Consider the following 17,296-nt stretch of genomic DNA (forward strand, 5'->3'; position numbering starts at 1 on the left):
GGATCATTTATCAGAATTAAGAAAGCCGGTAACAATTTTACGCTGTTCATCAGAGGAAGAACGGAATGCAAGAATAAGGTTCAGTTCTTCTTCTGTGAGATAGATATAGTTACCGGTATTTTTTTCGATACCCTGCATATATGGAGTTTTTGACTCCATCATAACAGAAGAAGGGTCGGAGTCAGCAGTGAAACCTTCGGCTTTGAGATCGTGGAGAATCAACTGGTCAAGCGTTACGTGAAAATAAGCAGCAAAAGAAGCCAGAACATCAAGATCGGGTGTACGCGTACTTTTTTCATAATTACTGCAGGCCTGACGGGTGATATTGAATAAATTGGCAATATCATCCTGCTTCAGATTATATAATGTTCTGAGATAAAGCAGATTTTTGGCCAGTTGAATGTTTGCCATTTTATACCTCCATAAGTTACATGTTCCTGTTAGTATAACAATCTGGCCATTAAATGAATATGATATGCAACGAGACGTGACGAAAATAAGAAAAGCAACAAAATGTTGCTTTTTAAAGAGTGCTTAGATAGCTGTTGTGATATTTCCCTGAAAAAGTTACATCTTCACCAAACCAGTCCGGAGGTGAAAAAGAATTGGCAGCATCTTCGGAATCAAACTCGACCTCTACAAGCATGAGGGGAGCAAGATCGCCTTCAAAGATATCCAGTTCTGCAGTAAGCGCTGAAGAAAGTGGAATCATATAACGCTTTTTCTTTATAAGGCGGCCGTCAATTTTGGTAAGAAGATGTTCATAAGATTTGTCGTCCAGAGGGAGATTATATTCCTGGCGGCTCATGAGACCGGCTGATTTGTAAGTGAGTTCATAACGATCGTTATCACGTCGGATCCGTACTACGGGGCTGGTATTGAGATAGCCTTGCTCCAGAATACGGCAGGGATAGGATTCCAGCGGACCGGGAAGATGTAAGACAAGATATTTTCGTTCGATTTCCATATTATATAGCTCCTTTCATTCATGGTGAAATTATGATACAACAGTTTACAGAAAAAGTAAACGGTGATAAACTTTTATAATAATTGATGTCACTGGAAAGTAAAGCGGGACATCGGATTAAGAGATGAGGAGGAAGAAAGCATGAAAAAAGTATGTGTGTTGTTAGCAGACGGATTTGAAGAAATTGAAGGATTGACAGTCGTTGATCTGTTAAGAAGAGCAAAAATATATGTAGACACTGTTTCGATTATGGATGATTATATCGTGCATGGTGCGCATGGAATCAATGTACAGACAGAAGATCTGTTTGATGAAGTTGATTTTGAAGAATTTGACATGGTTGTATTACCTGGAGGTATGCCGGGAACATTAAATTTAAAAGAACATGACGGTGTCAGATATGTAGTGAAACAATATGCAAAAGAAGGCAGATTCGTGGGTGCGATCTGTGCGGCACCGACGATTTTAAAAAGTCTTGGCCTGCTGGAAGGAAGAAGGGCAACTTGTTATCCGGGTGTAGAAGATGAGATGGAGAATGTCATTCTGACAGAGACTGCTGTTGTAGTAGATGATAATATCATTACCAGTCAGGGCGTCGGCACAGCGATTGATTTTGCACTGAAACTGATCGAGGTTCTGGATGGTGAAGAAAAAGCAAAGGAAATCGCAGAATCAATCGTGTTTTAATCAAATTTAATAAATATTGATGAAAAAAAGCGGAAAAATACCGGATTTAAGCAAAAACGGGGGCTAGATATTTACCAGAGTTTGTGTTATACTTCTGTGGTGAATGTATTGTAGTACACCCGCTTTTTTTCCGCTACCCATGAGGCGGGTTAGAAACAGGAGGAAATGATAAATGAGTTTACAGGTAGAAAAATTAGAAAACAACATGGCGAAACTTACTATCGAAGTTCCGGCCAATGATTTAGAAAAAGCGCTTCAGAGTGCATATATGAAGCAGAAGAACAAAATCGCTATGCCGGGATTCCGTAAAGGAAAAGTTCCGCGTCAGATGATCGAGAAGATGTACGGACCAGAAATCTTCTATGATGATGCAGCAAATGCACTGATTCCTAAGGCATACTCAGAAGCATATGATGAGTGTGATCTTGAAATCGTATCAAGACCAGAGATCAACATCGTTCAGATTGAAAAAGGAAAATCATTCATCTTTACAGCAGATGTAGCAACAAAGCCGGAAGTAAAACTCGGTGAATATAAAGGACTGGAAGTAGATAAAGTATCTACACGCGTAACACAGAAAGAAGTAGACGCTAAGATCCAGGAAGAAGCAGAAAAGAATGCCAGAGAAGTTGTAGTTACAGACCGTCCGGTAGCAGATGGTGATGAAGTGATTCTTGACTTTGAAGGATTCGTTGACGGTGAAGCATTCGAAGGTGGAAAGGGTGAAAACTATCCACTGACAATCGGTTCAGGATCATTCATCCCTGGATTCGAAGAACAGTTAGTTGGTGCTGAAGCTGAGAAAGAAGTAGAAGTAAAAGTTACTTTCCCAGAAGATTACCATGCAGAAGAATTAAAAGGAAAAGAAGCTGTATTCAAATGCACAGTTCATGAGATCAAGGCAAAAGAACTTCCTGAGATCGACGATGAATTTGCAGCAGAAGTTTCAGAATTTGACACATTAGAAGAATACAAAGCTGATGTAAAGGCTAAAATTAAAGAACAGAAAGCAGCAGACGGAAAGAGAAATCAGGAAGACCAGGCTGTTGAGCAGGCTGTTAAGAATGCAGAATACGAGATTCCACAGCCAATGATCGATACACAGACAACTCAGATGGTTGAAGATTTCGCACAGAGAATCCAGTCTCAGGGAATCACTCTTGAACAGTACTTCCAGTTTACAGGTCTGACAGCAGAGAAGATGATGGAAGACATGAAACCACAGGCAATCAAGAGAATCGAAACCCGTCTGGTACTTGAAGCTATCGCAAAAGCAGAGAACATCGAGATTACAGATGAAAAAGTTGATGAAGAACTGGCTAAGATGGCAGAGTCTTACAACATGGAAGTTGAAAAACTGAAAGAGTTCATGGGTGAGAACGAGAAGAAACAGATGAAGGAAGATCTGGCAGTTCAGGAAGCTGTTACATTCCTTGTTGAGAATGCAGTAGAAAAATAAGAACGTCAGATAACAACATAGTATAGTCAGGAGGCATATACATGAGTTTAGTACCTTATGTCATTGAACAGACAAGCCGTGGAGAACGTTCTTACGACATCTATTCAAGATTATTGAAAGACAGAATTATATTTCTGGGTGAAGAAGTAACAGATGTATCCGCAAGTGTGATCGTTGCACAGCTTCTGTTTCTGGAAGCAGAAGATCCGGAGAAGGATATCCATTTGTATATTAACAGCCCGGGAGGCTCTGTAACAGCCGGAATGGCAATTTATGATACCATGCAGTATATTAAATGCGATATTGAGACAATCTGTATCGGTATGGCTGCAAGTATGGGCTCATTCCTTCTTACAGGTGGAACAAAAGGCAAAAGACTTGCGCTTCCAAACTCTGAGATCATGATCCATCAGCCACTTGGTGGAGCTCAGGGACAGGCAACAGAGATTCAGATCGCAGCAGATCATATCTTAAAAACCCGTCAGAAACTGAATCAGATTCTGGCAGAAAATACAGGACAGCCGTTAGAGGTGATCAATGCAGATACTGAAAGAGATAATTTCATGACTGCGGAAGAAGCCAAAGCATATGGTCTGATTGACGAAGTCATTAAAAGCCGCTAAGGACGTCCTCAGACGAGGTGAAGAGTATGGTAGGAAAGAACGATGATCAGGTAAGATGCTCGTTCTGTAATAAGACGCAGAATCAGGTAAGAAAGCTGATTGCAGGCCCTAATGGGGCATATATCTGTGATGAGTGTGTAGATGTCTGCGCAGAGATTATAGAAGAAGAATTTGAATACGAGAACGGAAGAGAATGGAATCCGTTCTCGGATATCAATCTTTTAAAACCGGAAGAGATTAAAGCATTCCTGGATGAATATGTTATTGGTCAGGATGAAGCTAAGAAAGTGTTATCCGTAGCCGTTTATAATCATTATAAACGTGTGATGTCAGGAAAAGAACTGGGAGTGGAACTCGGAAAGAGTAATATTCTTATGCTTGGTCCGACAGGCTGCGGAAAAACTCTTTTAGCGCAGACACTGGCAAAGATTCTGGGAGTACCATTTGCAATTGCCGATGCGACAGCGCTTACAGAAGCAGGATATGTCGGAGAGGATGTAGAGAATATTCTTTTAAAGATTATTCAGGCTGCAGATGGGGATATCGAACGTGCCGAGTACGGAATCATTTACATTGATGAAATTGATAAGATTACAAGAAAATCAGAGAATCCGTCGATCACCAGAGATGTATCCGGTGAGGGTGTGCAGCAGGCACTTCTTAAGATCATAGAAGGAACCGTTGCGAACGTACCTCCGCAGGGAGGAAGAAAGCATCCACATCAGGAGATGATCCAGATCGATACTACGAATATTTTATTTATTTGTGGTGGAGCCTTTGAAGGAATTGAGAAGATTGTTGAAAAACGTATTGATCAGAAATCAATTGGATTTAATGCAGAGATTGCGGAGAAACATGAAGACGATGTAGACAGACTGCTTCAGCAGATATTGCCACAGGATCTTGTGAAATTCGGTCTGATTCCGGAATTGGTGGGCCGTGTGCCGGTTACAGTAGCATTAGAGATGCTGGACAAAGATGCATTGGTAAAGATTCTTACAGAACCGAAGAATGCATTGACAAAACAGTACCAGAAGATGCTTGAACTGGACGGTGTTAAGCTTACATTTGATAAAAAAGCACTGGAAACAATCGCTGAGACTTCCCTGAAGAGAAAGACAGGAGCCAGAGGTTTGAGAGCGATTATGGAAAATATCATGATGGATATCATGTATAAGGCACCATCGGATGAGACATTGAAGACATGCCGCATCACAGAGGATGTTGTAAAAGGAACGGGAGAACCTGTATGTGAACATGCAGAACCTGATTCAGAAAGTGCATAATAAATGAAAAAGAAAGACGGCGGGTGCGAAGAAATATTGTACCCGCTGATTTTGTACCAAAATAATCCAACCGATGAACAGGAGTGTGAATATATGACAGGAGAAACCTATAGTCTGCCTATGGTTGCCTTAAGAGGGCTCACCATACTGCCAGAAGAGGTCAGACATTTTGATGTAAGCAGGGAAAAATCACTGCTGGCAATCGAAGAGGCAGTAAAAAACGGACAGAAATTATTCGTCAGCGCTCAGAAAGATCTGGAAACAGAGGAGCCGGGCGCAGAAGATGTATATCTGGTTGGCTGTGTGGTAACCATAAGACAGGTGGTAAAATTACCGAAGAAAATGAGTCGTGTACTTGTATCCGGAGAAGCAAGAGCAAGTCTTGTAAGACTGGACAGTGAGACACCATATCTTCAGGCAACGGTAGTAGAACTGCCGGATGATGAAGATGTATCCGAAGAACAGACAGCGGAAAATCCAATGAATCTCGAGGCAATGATCCGGGGATTACAGGATGTATTTAAAGAATACTTGCTGAAGAATCCAAAACTTTCAAAAGAGCTGGGAATGCAGGTAGAGGCAATCCGGGATCTGAAACATCTCGTAGATGTAATTGCGGCAAATATGCCATTTTCATTCGAAGACGCACAGGAATTACTGGAAGAGACGAATCTTATGAGACGATATGAGCTGCTCGTATATAAGATTGTAAATGAGATTCAGGCCCAGAAGGTAAAAGAAGAGATCCAGAGCAAAGTAAAAGAACGCGTGGATAAGAATCAGAGAGAATATATTTTAAGAGAAGAACTGAAAGTGATCCGTGAAGAACTAGGTGATGACAATACGATGTCAGATGCCGATGAGTTCCAGCAGGCAGTGGATGCACTGAAGGCTTCGAAGGAAGTAAAAGAAAAGCTGAATAAAGAGATCAAGCGTTTCCGTAATTCGATGAATTCTCCGGCAGAAGTAGGAGTAATCCGTACTTATATCGAAACGATGCTGGAGATGCCTTGGGATAAGACATGTAAAGAACACAAAGACATTGCATTTGCAAGACAGGTGTTGGATGAGGACCATTATGGTCTGGAAAAAGTAAAAGAGCGTGTACTGGAATATCTTGCAGTGCGTGCGCTTACGAAAAAAGGAGAAGCACCGATCATTTGTCTGGTGGGTCCTCCGGGAACCGGAAAGACATCCATTGCGAAATCTCTTTCCAGAGCTCTGAAGAAGCCATATGTCAGAATCTCACTGGGCGGTGTCCGTGATGAAGCAGAAATCCGCGGTCACAGAAAGACCTATGTAGGTGCAATGCCGGGAAGAATTGCAAATGGAATAAAGCAGGCAGGAGTTAAGAACCCGCTGATGCTGCTAGATGAGATCGATAAGGTCAGCAATGATTATAAGGGAGATACATTCTCTGCACTTCTGGAAGTACTGGATGGAGAGCAGAATAATAAGTTCGTAGACCATTATCTGGAAGTACCGATGGATCTGTCAGAGGTGTTATTTATCACAACGGCAAACAGTCTGCAGACAATACCAAGACCGCTTCTGGACCGTATGGAAGTGATCGAGGTAACCAGTTATACAGAAAATGAAAAGCTTCACATCGCACAGGAACATCTGATTCCGAAGCAGATCGAAAAGCATGGCCTGAAAGCAGATCAGGTAACGATTAGTAAGAATGCAATCTGGAAGATGGCACGAAATTATACGAAAGAAGCCGGTGTCCGTCAGTTAGAGCGGAAGATCGGAGGCATCTGCCGTAAAGTAGCGATGGAAATTCTGGAGAAAAAGAAGACATCGACACATGTGACAGAACGAAATCTGGAACATTATCTTGGAAAAGAACTATATAGCTACCAGATGGCAAATGAAGAAGACGAGGTTGGCATCGTGCGTGGACTTGCATGGACCAGCGTTGGAGGCGATACCCTTCAGATTGAAGTGAATGTGATGCCGGGAGAGGGAGAGATCCTTCTGACAGGCCAGCTTGGTGATGTCATGAAAGAATCCGCAAGAACAGGAATCAGTTATATCCGTTCGGTAAGCAAGGAACATGATATTGCAGATGACTTCTTCAAGAAACACGATATACATATCCATATTCCGGAAGGAGCGGTTCCGAAAGACGGACCGTCTGCCGGCATTACGATGGCGACTGCAATCATGTCGGCAGTAACAGGAAGAAAAGTACGTGCAGATCTTGCCATGACAGGAGAGATCACACTGCGCGGTCGAGTACTTCCGATTGGTGGTTTAAAGGAAAAACTTCTGGCTGCCAAGAATGCGGGAATGAAGACCGTACTTGTCCCGGCGAAAAATGAAAGAGATGTAGAAGAAATTTCTACAGAGATCACAAAGGGACTGGAGATAAAATTTGTAACACACATGGATGAGGTGCTCAAAGAGGCACTCGTATAGTCAGATCTTCTGACACAGGTCAGGAGATGAATCAAAGGAGAAATATATGATAATCAGAAATATTAACCTGGAAACCGTATGTGGAATCACCAGCAAGCTTCCGGAGAATACACTCCCGGAGATCGCATTTGCAGGGAAATCCAACGTAGGAAAGTCATCCCTGATCAATGCACTTATGAACCGTAAATCTTACGCGAGAATATCCGCAACACCGGGAAAGACACAGACGATCAACTTCTATAATATCAATGAAGAATTATATCTGGTAGACCTCCCGGGATACGGATATGCGAAGGTATCCGAACAGGAGAAAATCAAATGGGGACAGCTGATCGAACGTTATCTGCATGGATCAAAACAGCTGAAAGTTGTCTTCCTTCTGATCGACATCCGTCACAAACCATCCGGTAATGACAAGATGATGTATGAGTGGATCGTGTCACAGGGCTTCAATCCGGTGATCATCGCAACAAAACTTGACAAGATCAAACGCAGCCAGAAAGACAAACAGATCAAGATCGTAAAAGAAGGTCTGGGAGTGTTGCCTGGAACCATTGTGATTCCATTTTCATCCGTGACGAAACAAGGACGGGATGAGATATGGGAGCTGGTGGAGAGTCAGTTCCTTAACGTTTAATGCATAAAGCGGCGGATACCCGGCCGGAACAGAAGGAATGTATGTACTGTTACCGGTACTTCTGATCGCTCACGGAATCGGTGTGTTTGCCGGAAGTAAGAATGCGACGAGGATCAATCAGAAGATGTTGAAGCGGATCGTTGCAGTTGCATCAATTGCGATTGCCTGTGTAAAATTGTTCCTGTAGAAGAAAAAATATATTGCCATACATAGAATAAAAATGTTGAAATATCACAATAGAGTTTGTCAAAGTCTTGACAAACTCTATTTCTTTTGTTATGATTAGACTATAGTACGAACGTTGGTCTAAATATAGCAAAAACAAATGAAAAACAGCAAGTTCGATGAGAAGAAAGGAGAATATCATGGATCTTATAACAAATATCCAGAAGTATTCTATTCATGATGGTGACGGAATCCGTACTACCGTATTTTTTAAAGGATGTCCATTGAAGTGTGTATGGTGTCATAATCCTGAGACACAGCGCTTTGAACAGGAGATTCAATACGACAGAGAGAAATGTACCGGATGTGGTGCATGTGCGCAAGTCTGTCCGAACCATGCGATTACTATGGAGGAAGGCAGACCAAAGCTTGACAAGAAGTTATGTACACTCTGTGGGAAGTGTGAGAATTTCTGTACACAGGGAATCCGTGAGATCGTAGGACAGAAATATCCGGTGAAGGCACTGGTAAAAGAACTGATGAAGGATTTGATGTTCTATGAGCAGTCCGGCGGGGGCGTTACACTTTCAGGCGGTGAAGTGATGGCAATGTCAACCGATTATATACTTGAAATCGCAAAAGCCTTGAAGAAAGAAGAAGTATCGCTTACAATTGATACATGCGGATATGTTCCGTATGAGAAATTTGAAGCAATTCTTCCATATGTTAATACATTCTTATATGATGTAAAGGTCATGGATCCGGAATTGCATAAGCAATACATTGGAGTAGACAACAAATTAATCTTAGATAATCTTGTAAAGCTTTCTGACGCAGGGGCAAGGATCTATATCCGTATCCCTACCGTTAAGGAAGTAAATGGAAACGAAGAGAATATGAATGAAACAATCCGTTTCCTGAAAGAACATGATATCCACCCGGCACAGGTGAATTTACTGCCGTATCACAATACAGGAAGCAGTAAATATCCAAAGCTGGATATGGAATATAAAGGTAACGACTTGAGTGCACCGACAAAAGAAGAAATGGAAGGGTTTGTAAAACTTTTCCAGGATGCAGGCTTTTCAAACACAAAGATAGGAGGTTAAAACAATGGCAGCAAAAAGAGGCATGAACGAAAGAATCCAGAAGTTAAGAGAGCTGAGTGTTACCACCCCGGTACATATCGATCTGGAAAGAGCAAAAATCGAGACAGAATTTTACAAAGAAAATGACGGAAAGTATTCTATCCCGGTTATGAGATCTATGGTGTTAAAAGAGTATTTCTCTAAAAAGACACTGTATCTGGGAGAGGGAGAACTGATCGTAGGAGAGAAAGGAAAAGATCCACAGGCATCACCTACATTCCCGGAACTGTGCTGTCACAGCGTAGAAGATATGACAGTCATGAGCGAACGTGATCTGGTATCTTTCCATACAACAGAAGAAGACAGAAAACTCCAGGCAGAAGAGATCATCCCATTCTGGAAGGGACGAAGCATGAGAGAGAAACTTCTCGCAGCAATGACTCCAGAGTGGAACGACTGTTATTCAGCAGGTATGTTCACAGAGTTCATGGAGCAGAGAGGACCGGGACATACATGTGGTGGTGAACAGGTATTCACAACAGGATACATGGATTATAAAGAGAAGATCAAAAAATCCATGGATGCTCTTGATTTCATGAATGATCCTGAAGCATATGACAAGATGGAAGAATTAAAAGCCATGGATATTTCCTGTGATGCAGTGATCATCCTTGGTGAGAGATATCACAAATTAGCACTGGAGATGGCTGAAAAAGAAGCTGATCCGGTACGTAAAGAGGAATTAAAACAGATTGCGGCTAACCTGGAAGTTGTTCCTGCACATGCACCACAGACATACTGGCAGGCAATCCAGTTATACTGGTTCACACATCTGGCAGTTACAACAGAGCTGAACCCATGGGATGCATTCAGTCCGGGACGTCTTGATCAGCATCTGATCAAATACTATGAAGCAGATACAGAAGCAGGAATTCTGGATGATGACAAAGCAAAAGAACTCTTAGAGTGCTTATGGGTAAAATTCTACAACCAGCCGGCACCTGTTAAAGTAGGTATCACATTAAAAGAAAGTGCTACATATGTAGACTTTGCAAATATCAATACAGGTGGAGTTACACCGGATGGTAAAGACGGCGTTAACGCAGTCAGCTATCTGATCCTTGACTGCATGGATGATATGAAACTGGTACAGCCAAACTCTAACGTAACCATCAGCAAGAAGACTCCTGCACGTTTCTTAAAGAGAGCATGTGAGATCTCAAGAAAAGGATGGGGACAGCCGGCATTCTATAATACAGAAGCACAGACCATGGAGCTTGTTAATGCAGGTAAATCTCTGGAAGATGCACGTCGCGGCGGATCTTCAGGATGTGTTGAGACAGGAGCATGGGGAAGTGAGGCTTATATCCTGACAGGATACCTGAACATTCCTAAGGTATTCCAACTGACACTTTATAATGGATTTGATAAAGAATCCGGCAAACAGCTTGGTCTTAAGACTGGTGAAGCAAAAGACTTCAAGTCATATGACGAATTATGGGATGCATTCCAGAAACAGTTAAAATATATCATCGATATCAAGATTCGTGGAAACAACGTGATCGAGAAACTGTATGCTGAGAATATGCCGGCACCTTGTCTGTCAGTTGTTACAAATGACTGTATCAGCAATGCAAAAGATTACAATGCAGGTGGAGCAAGATACAACACCAACTATATCCAGGGTGTAGGTATCGGAACTGTTACAGACTGTATCACAGCTGTAAAATATAACGTATTTGATAAGAAGAATTTCACAATGGAAGAACTGCTTGAAGCAATGGATCACAACTTTGAAGGTTATGATGCAATCTTCCGTATGGTACATGATAAGACTCCAAAATATGGTAATGACGATGACTATGCAGATTCTATCATGCAGGATGTATTCAACCTGTATCATGATCTGATCACAGGACGTCCGACTATGAGAGGCGGAAAGTACGGAGTAGATATGCTTCCTACAACATGCCACGTATACTTTGGAGAAGTAATCGGAGCAACTGCTAACGGAAGAAAGGCTAACATCCCTGTATCAGAAGGTATCTCACCGGAGAAATCAGCCGATGTAAACGGACCTACAGCAGTTATCAAATCTTGCGCTAAGATGGATCATCTTGCAACAGCAGGAACACTTCTGAACCAGAAGTTCACACCTGATGTAGTAGCAGGAGAAAAGGGACTGGAGAATATGGCGAGTCTGATCCGCAGCTACTTTGCAATGGATGGACATCATGTACAGTTCAACGTTATCGACAGACAGACACTGATCGAAGCACAGAAACATCCGGATGATTACAGAGATCTGATCGTACGTGTTGCAGGATACAGTGACTTCTTCCGTAACTTAAGCAAACCGTTACAGGATGAGATTATCAACCGTACAGAACAGTCATTCGAATAAGATTAACAAAAGTAAAAATATGATTTTGGGGAGCCCGCGTTTTGCGGGCTCTTTTTTGGATATGTTCAGAAGTGAAAAATGTGTTATCATGGGGATAAAGGATATAGAATCGAGAAGAACATATGGAAGAATGGAGGATGATAAAGATGAAAATAACAGTATTAGTAGAAAACAGCACCAGCTGCCGGCTTTATGGAGAACACGGCCTGTCAGTGTATATCGAATATGATGGAAAGAAGTATCTTCTGGATACCGGAGCCAGTACGTTATTTGCGAAGAATGCAAAAGAACTGGGGATTAGTCTGGCAGACATAGATACCGCATTCTTATCACACGCCCACTACGATCACAGTGGAGGATTTGAAGCATTTTTCAAAGAAAATGATAAGGCGGAAGTTTATATGCAGGACACTTCTGCGGAAAATTGTTATTTCCGTACAGAAACCGGTGATAAATATATAGGGATACCGGTGCAGCTTCTGGAGGCGTATAAAGAACGATTCCATACATTACATACAGTATGTGAAGTGGAAAAAGGAGTCTGGGTTGTGCCGCATTCGACAGAAAATCTGGATGGAATGGGCCGCAGAGCACATATGTACCGCAAAGTGGGCGATGAATTCATTGCAGATGATTTTGCACATGAGCAGAGTATCGTATTTGAGACAGAAAAGGGACTTGTGATATTTAACAGCTGCTCTCATGGCGGTATTGCCAATATTGTAAGAGAAGTGCAGAACGCATTTGCAGGAAAGAAAATATATGCCGTCATAGGAGGATTCCATATGATGAAGCTTTCTGGACTGGATACCCTTGGGATTCCTGTGGATGAAGTAGTAAAAGTAGCAAGAGAACTGAAAGAACTGGGCGTAGAAAAGGTTTATACCGGACATTGTACCGGAATGATCGCATTTGGAATTATGAAAAGAGAACTTGGGAATATGGTACATGCCCTGAATACGGGATGCAGGATAGAGATTTAGTATGAATTGGAAAGCAGTTGTAGGTGTAAGTATGCTGTGCATTACTATGATGATCAGGTGTGAAGAGAAGAAAACACATAGTTCAAGAAGTAATGAGACAGTAAAAGAGAAGGTAGAAATGCAGTGACCTGTGGAGAATATGACTATAATATGCAGAATTATTTATGGAGAAAAAGGGTTAAGCTCATTGCCAATACAGGATATTGCAGGGGAGCATATAGATACAGATAATGAGTACATGTATTACTATTCGGTTGAATTTATAAAATAGCACTAATAAAAAGAAGAGGATGTCACGTAATCTGCTTTGATTCGTTGGCATCCTTTTTTGACATTTAGTTTTTATGACATTATAGATTTCATAACCTATTTTTTATTTTTCGGTATTCTCTTGGCGAATATCCTTTCAGCTTGTGAAAAAGCCGGCTGAAATAAAGCTGGTTATCATATCCGACAATCTTAGAAATCTCATTGATGGAATAAGTTGTTGTTTCAAGTAACATCTGAGCATTGTTGATGCGGATTCCCACAATGAATTGCATTGGTGTAGAACCGGTATATTTTTTGAAATTTCGGATAAACCAGCTGACACTCATGCCTCGTGAGGCAGCATAATCATCAATATTGATATTTTGATTGTAGTTTTCACTGAAAAAGGTAACAGCATTATCCATCTCATGATCAAGGTATTCATTTTTTAATATGTGCTCTCTTGTCAGTTCCCGGTGGAAACTGATCAGAAGATGACGTAGCAAAAGGACAAGCATTTCCTCATAATTATCTTGACAGCGTTGGAGCTCGATAATAATACGCTTGAAAATTTGTTCATATTCATTAGATGTACCAACTTGAAAGACATGTTCTTTATCCGGAAACCCATATTGACGTAAGATATTTTTTACATTGCTTCCTGTGAAGTGAATCCAGTATACTTCTGTCTTATCTTCTCCGTAATATTCATATTTTTGGAGTTCTTTCGGTCTGTACAGTACAACGTTGCCGGCTGGAACAATCGTTTCATTATTTACATTATCAAAATGAAAATGTCCACAACCAGCAGTGATATATATAATCTGATAATCCAGACGACCCCTTGGACGGTAGGTCGGAAGTTTGGGATGTCTGGAAAGACGGTAAGTACCACAGCTACCGACAATCAGCGGACGACTTTTGTCTTTGAAATCCATATGTGAGTGGTTCAAATAACCGGTGTTCAAATACATAGGACAGCACCTCTTTTCGTACTTTTTATCATTGTATCATTTAGTGCATATTTTGTCTAATCCAATTCATAGACATATTTTGCGAATTAGGATAAGCTATATATAGCATAACTAAGGAACGTAAACAAAAAGTAAAGTATAAGGTTTGCTTTAGGAAAACAAAGAACAAAAAAGTATATGTATTGGAGGAGAGCTATTTATGATCGTACCACGTTATTATGAAAATCTAAGCGTACTGCACGAAAACACAATGCCAGCCAGAGCCTATTATATTCCGGCATCCAGAAGAATGGATAACTTGGTGGAACACAGAGAAGAGTCAGATCGTATGCAGTTATTGAATGGAACTTGGAAATTTCAGTATTTTAACAGCATCTATGACATTCAGGATTCTTTCTTTGAGAAGAATTATGATACAGAAAATTTTGATGAGATTCAGGTTCCAAGTGTATGGCAGATGGCTGGATATGATACACACCAGTATACAAACATCCGGTATCCATTTCCGTTTGATCCACCATATGTGCCACAGGACATTCCGTGTGGAGCCTATGTGCATACTTTTGAGTACAGTAGAGATGAGAAAGCGCCAAAATCTTTTTTGAACTTTGAAGGAGTAGACAGTTGCTTTTACGTATGGATCAATGGCTCTTACATAGGATACAGCCAGGTTTCGCATATGACCAGTGAGTTTGATGTTACCGATGTACTTCAGGATGGAACGAATACGGTGGCAGTGTTGGTAATGAAGTGGTGTGATGGTTCCTATTTGGAAGATCAGGACAAATTCCGTATGAGTGGTATTTTCCGGGATGTGTACATTTTGAAACGCCCAAAACAGGCAATCAGTGATTATCATATTAAAACAAGAATTGAGGATATGCTTGCAAAAGTAGAAATTGAAATGAAATTCTACTCTCCGTTAAATGTAAAAATTTCGATTGAAGATAGAAACGGAGCAGTTGTAGCACTAGGAAGTATTGCTGAAGAAGGAACAGCTGTATTAGAAATCGCAAGTCCGGAACTTTGGAATACAGAAAATCCATATCTATATAAACTGATTCTTGAAACAGAGAATGAAGTAATTGTAGATTACATTGCATTAAGAAAGATAGAGATTAAAGACCAGGTTATTTATTTAAATGGACAGAAGATTAAATTCCGTGGTGTCAATCGACATGATTCTGATCCGGTTACTGGATTTACAATCAATCCGGAACAGATTACAACCGATCTTACGTTAATGAAGCAGCATAATTTTAATGCGATCCGTTCCAGCCACTATCCGAACGCACCATTTTTCTATGAAATGTGTGACAAGTATGGATTCATGGTAATAGATGAAGCAGATATTGAAGCTCATGGTCCATTTATGATCTACAGAAAAGAAGACACCGATTACAATCGGTTCAAACGATGGAATGAGAAGATTGCAGATGATCCGGTATGGGAAGAGGCAATCGTTGATCGAGTAAAACTCATGGTGGAACGTGACAAAAACCGTTTCTGTATTGTTATGTGGTCAATGGGAAATGAGAGTGCTTATGGCTGCAACTTTGAAAAAGCACTGGAATGGACAAAGAATTTTGATCCAGACCGTATCACACAATATGAGAGTGCAAGATACCGTAATTATGATGAAACATATGATTACAGCAATCTGGATGTGTACAGCCGGATGTACCCGGCGCTTTCCGAAATTCAGGAATATCTGGATAAAGATGGAAGTAAACCCTTCCTTTTGGTAGAGTACTGTCACAGCATGGGAAACGGACCTGGAGATTTTGAAGATTACTTCCAGATGATTCAGGATAATGATAAAATGTGCGGCGGCTTTGTCTGGGAATGGTGTGACCATGCGATTGCTCATGGAACTGCTGAGAATGGAAAGACTATATATGCTTATGGGGGCGACCATGGCGAAGAAATTCATGATGGCAACTTCTGTATGGATGGATTAGTATATCCGGACAGAACGGTACATACAGGACTTTTGGAATACAAGAATGTTTATCGCCCGGCAAGGGTTATTTCCTATGACAAAGAAAGCGGAGAACTGGTGCTTCATAACTACATGGATTTTGATAATCTGAAAGATTATGTGAAAATCAGCTATGAATTGACACAGGAGGGACTTTTGATTGGGAAAGGAAAACTTGCTGAAGTATCTGTGGTACCACATAGTGAAGGAAAAACAAACCTGCAGGTCAACGTTCCAGAAAATGGAAAATGTTATTTAAAACTCACTTACCACCTGAAAAAAGAAATGCCTCTGCTGGAAGAGGATTATATCCTTGGATTTGATGAGATCGAAGTAAGCCAGAAGGATGCCAAATGCCAGTTAGCAGAAAAATGGGTTGAAAAAACAGTGACGGATTCTGAATTACAGGTGAGTGAAGATGATACCCAGATTCATATCAAAGGCCGTGAATTCGCATATACAATCGACCGACGGACTGCACTTTTTACAGAGATGAAATTTGCAGGTCGGGAATATCTGAACCACCCGATGGAATTAAATATCTGGAGGGCACCAACAGATAATGATATGTACATCAAGTCTGAATGGAAGAAAGCCCATTATGATAAAGCTTATACAAGAGCTTACACGACAGAGGTCGTGCAGGGAAAGCATGGTGTGAAAATTACAAGCCATGCATCCGTTGTGGCAGAGACAGTACAGAAGATTCTTGATGTGACGATCACATGGAAAATAGAAGCTGCTGGAAAGATTGATGCAGATATTGCAGTAACAAAAGACGATGAATTCCCGGATCTTCCGAGATTTGGTGTGAGGATGTTCCTGGATAAAAAACTTTCAGCTGTAAGATACTTTGGAATGGGACCACAGGAAAGTTATTGTGATAAACATCAGGCTGCGAGCCACGGTTTGTATCAGGCAAATGTAGATGATTTGCATGAGGATTATATTCGCCCACAGGAAAATGGAAGCCATTATGATTGTGAATATGTAGAGCTTAACAACAGCCGATATGGAATTGTGGTCTCTGCGGAAAATGCCTTCTCATTCAATGCTTCTTATTATACGCAGGAAGAACTTGAGGAGAAAACGCATAATTATGAACTGACAGAATCAGATAGTGTAGTATTTTGTGTTGACTATGCACTAAATGGCATTGGTTCTAACAGTTGTGGTCCAGTTGTATTGGAGCAGTACCGATTTGATGATGTATTATTCCGGTTCCAGTTTACACTGATACCGTATATAAAGGGATAATAAAGTTTCATGTAACCCGTAAACAAGGAAAGAGAGTCTGATTGTTATGAAAAGTCCGGATATACAGAGCAATCAGACAAAAACAGAGAAAAAACTAGAATTAGATATCATA

The 17,296-nt window shown here is 41.0% G+C and carries 15 protein-coding genes; 12 read left to right on the plus strand and 3 right to left on the minus strand.

Going from position 1 to position 17,296, the window contains the following annotated elements; genetic code table 11:
• Nucleotides 1-3: 3 nt before the first annotated feature.
• Complete coding sequence (locus NQ508_RS04215) at nucleotides 4-411, minus strand: helix-turn-helix domain-containing protein (RefSeq protein WP_006426218.1); 408 nt, start codon at nucleotides 409-411, stop codon at nucleotides 4-6.
• Nucleotides 412-523: 112 nt separating this feature from the next.
• The gene (locus tag NQ508_RS04220) at nucleotides 524-967 is read right to left on the minus strand and encodes a CYTH domain-containing protein (protein ID WP_006426217.1); all 444 of its coding nucleotides are present in this window, start codon (nucleotides 965-967) and stop codon (nucleotides 524-526) included.
• 141 nt (nucleotides 968-1,108) lie between these two features.
• Here NQ508_RS04220 and NQ508_RS04225 point away from each other — a divergent pair, with 141 nt between their 5' ends.
• From NQ508_RS04225 to NQ508_RS04275, 11 genes are all read left to right on the plus strand, one after another.
• Nucleotides 1,109-1,654, plus strand: coding sequence for a DJ-1 family glyoxalase III (locus NQ508_RS04225; RefSeq protein WP_006426216.1), 546 nt, complete (start codon nucleotides 1,109-1,111; stop codon nucleotides 1,652-1,654).
• A gap of 172 nt (nucleotides 1,655-1,826) precedes the next feature.
• Nucleotides 1,827-3,113: a trigger factor gene (tig, locus tag NQ508_RS04230; protein WP_006426215.1), complete on the plus strand. Its 1,287-nt coding sequence runs from the start codon at nucleotides 1,827-1,829 to the stop codon at nucleotides 3,111-3,113.
• Nucleotides 3,114-3,154: 41 nt separating this feature from the next.
• Nucleotides 3,155-3,736, plus strand: coding sequence for an ATP-dependent Clp endopeptidase proteolytic subunit ClpP (clpP, locus tag NQ508_RS04235; RefSeq protein ID WP_006426214.1), 582 nt, complete (start codon nucleotides 3,155-3,157; stop codon nucleotides 3,734-3,736).
• A 26-nt stretch (nucleotides 3,737-3,762) separates the two neighbouring features.
• A complete protein-coding gene (clpX, locus tag NQ508_RS04240) occupies nucleotides 3,763-5,022 on the plus strand; it encodes an ATP-dependent Clp protease ATP-binding subunit ClpX (protein WP_006426213.1) in 1,260 nt (419 codons plus the stop codon).
• A gap of 93 nt (nucleotides 5,023-5,115) precedes the next feature.
• Nucleotides 5,116-7,446, plus strand: coding sequence for an endopeptidase La (gene lon / locus NQ508_RS04245; protein WP_044919470.1), 2,331 nt, complete (start codon nucleotides 5,116-5,118; stop codon nucleotides 7,444-7,446).
• A gap of 46 nt (nucleotides 7,447-7,492) precedes the next feature.
• Entirely contained in the window at nucleotides 7,493-8,083 is a 591-nt protein-coding gene (yihA, locus tag NQ508_RS04250) for a ribosome biogenesis GTP-binding protein YihA/YsxC (RefSeq protein WP_006426211.1), read from the plus strand.
• A gap of 37 nt (nucleotides 8,084-8,120) precedes the next feature.
• Nucleotides 8,121-8,270, plus strand: a complete 150-nt coding sequence (locus NQ508_RS04255; protein WP_006426210.1) for a hypothetical protein — start codon at nucleotides 8,121-8,123, stop codon at nucleotides 8,268-8,270.
• Between the two features lie 178 nt (nucleotides 8,271-8,448).
• Nucleotides 8,449-9,357, plus strand: a complete 909-nt coding sequence (locus NQ508_RS04260; protein WP_022415767.1) for a trans-4-hydroxy-L-proline dehydratase activase — start codon at nucleotides 8,449-8,451, stop codon at nucleotides 9,355-9,357.
• 4 nt (nucleotides 9,358-9,361) lie between these two features.
• A complete protein-coding gene (gene hypD / locus NQ508_RS04265; protein WP_006426208.1) occupies nucleotides 9,362-11,740 on the plus strand; it encodes a trans-4-hydroxy-L-proline dehydratase in 2,379 nt (792 codons plus the stop codon).
• Nucleotides 11,741-11,886: 146 nt separating this feature from the next.
• A complete protein-coding gene (locus NQ508_RS04270) occupies nucleotides 11,887-12,723 on the plus strand; it encodes an MBL fold metallo-hydrolase (RefSeq protein ID WP_044919372.1) in 837 nt (278 codons plus the stop codon).
• A 1-nt stretch (nucleotide 12,724) separates the two neighbouring features.
• The gene (locus NQ508_RS04275; RefSeq protein ID WP_006426206.1) at nucleotides 12,725-12,850 is read left to right on the plus strand and encodes a hypothetical protein; all 126 of its coding nucleotides are present in this window, start codon (nucleotides 12,725-12,727) and stop codon (nucleotides 12,848-12,850) included.
• Nucleotides 12,851-13,082: 232 nt separating this feature from the next.
• Here the strand turns inward: NQ508_RS04275 and NQ508_RS04280 are convergent, their stop codons facing one another.
• On the minus strand, nucleotides 13,083-13,946 hold the full coding sequence (locus NQ508_RS04280; protein WP_044919369.1) for an AraC family transcriptional regulator: 864 nt from the start codon (nucleotides 13,944-13,946) through the stop codon (nucleotides 13,083-13,085).
• A gap of 199 nt (nucleotides 13,947-14,145) precedes the next feature.
• Here NQ508_RS04280 and NQ508_RS04285 point away from each other — a divergent pair, with 199 nt between their 5' ends.
• The gene (locus NQ508_RS04285) at nucleotides 14,146-17,184 is read left to right on the plus strand and encodes a glycoside hydrolase family 2 TIM barrel-domain containing protein (protein WP_044919367.1); all 3,039 of its coding nucleotides are present in this window, start codon (nucleotides 14,146-14,148) and stop codon (nucleotides 17,182-17,184) included.
• Nucleotides 17,185-17,296 lie beyond the last annotated feature (112 nt).

The organism is Dorea longicatena, assembly GCF_025150085.1.
GTDB classification, from domain to species: Bacteria; Bacillota; Clostridia; order Lachnospirales; family Lachnospiraceae; genus Dorea_A; species Dorea_A longicatena.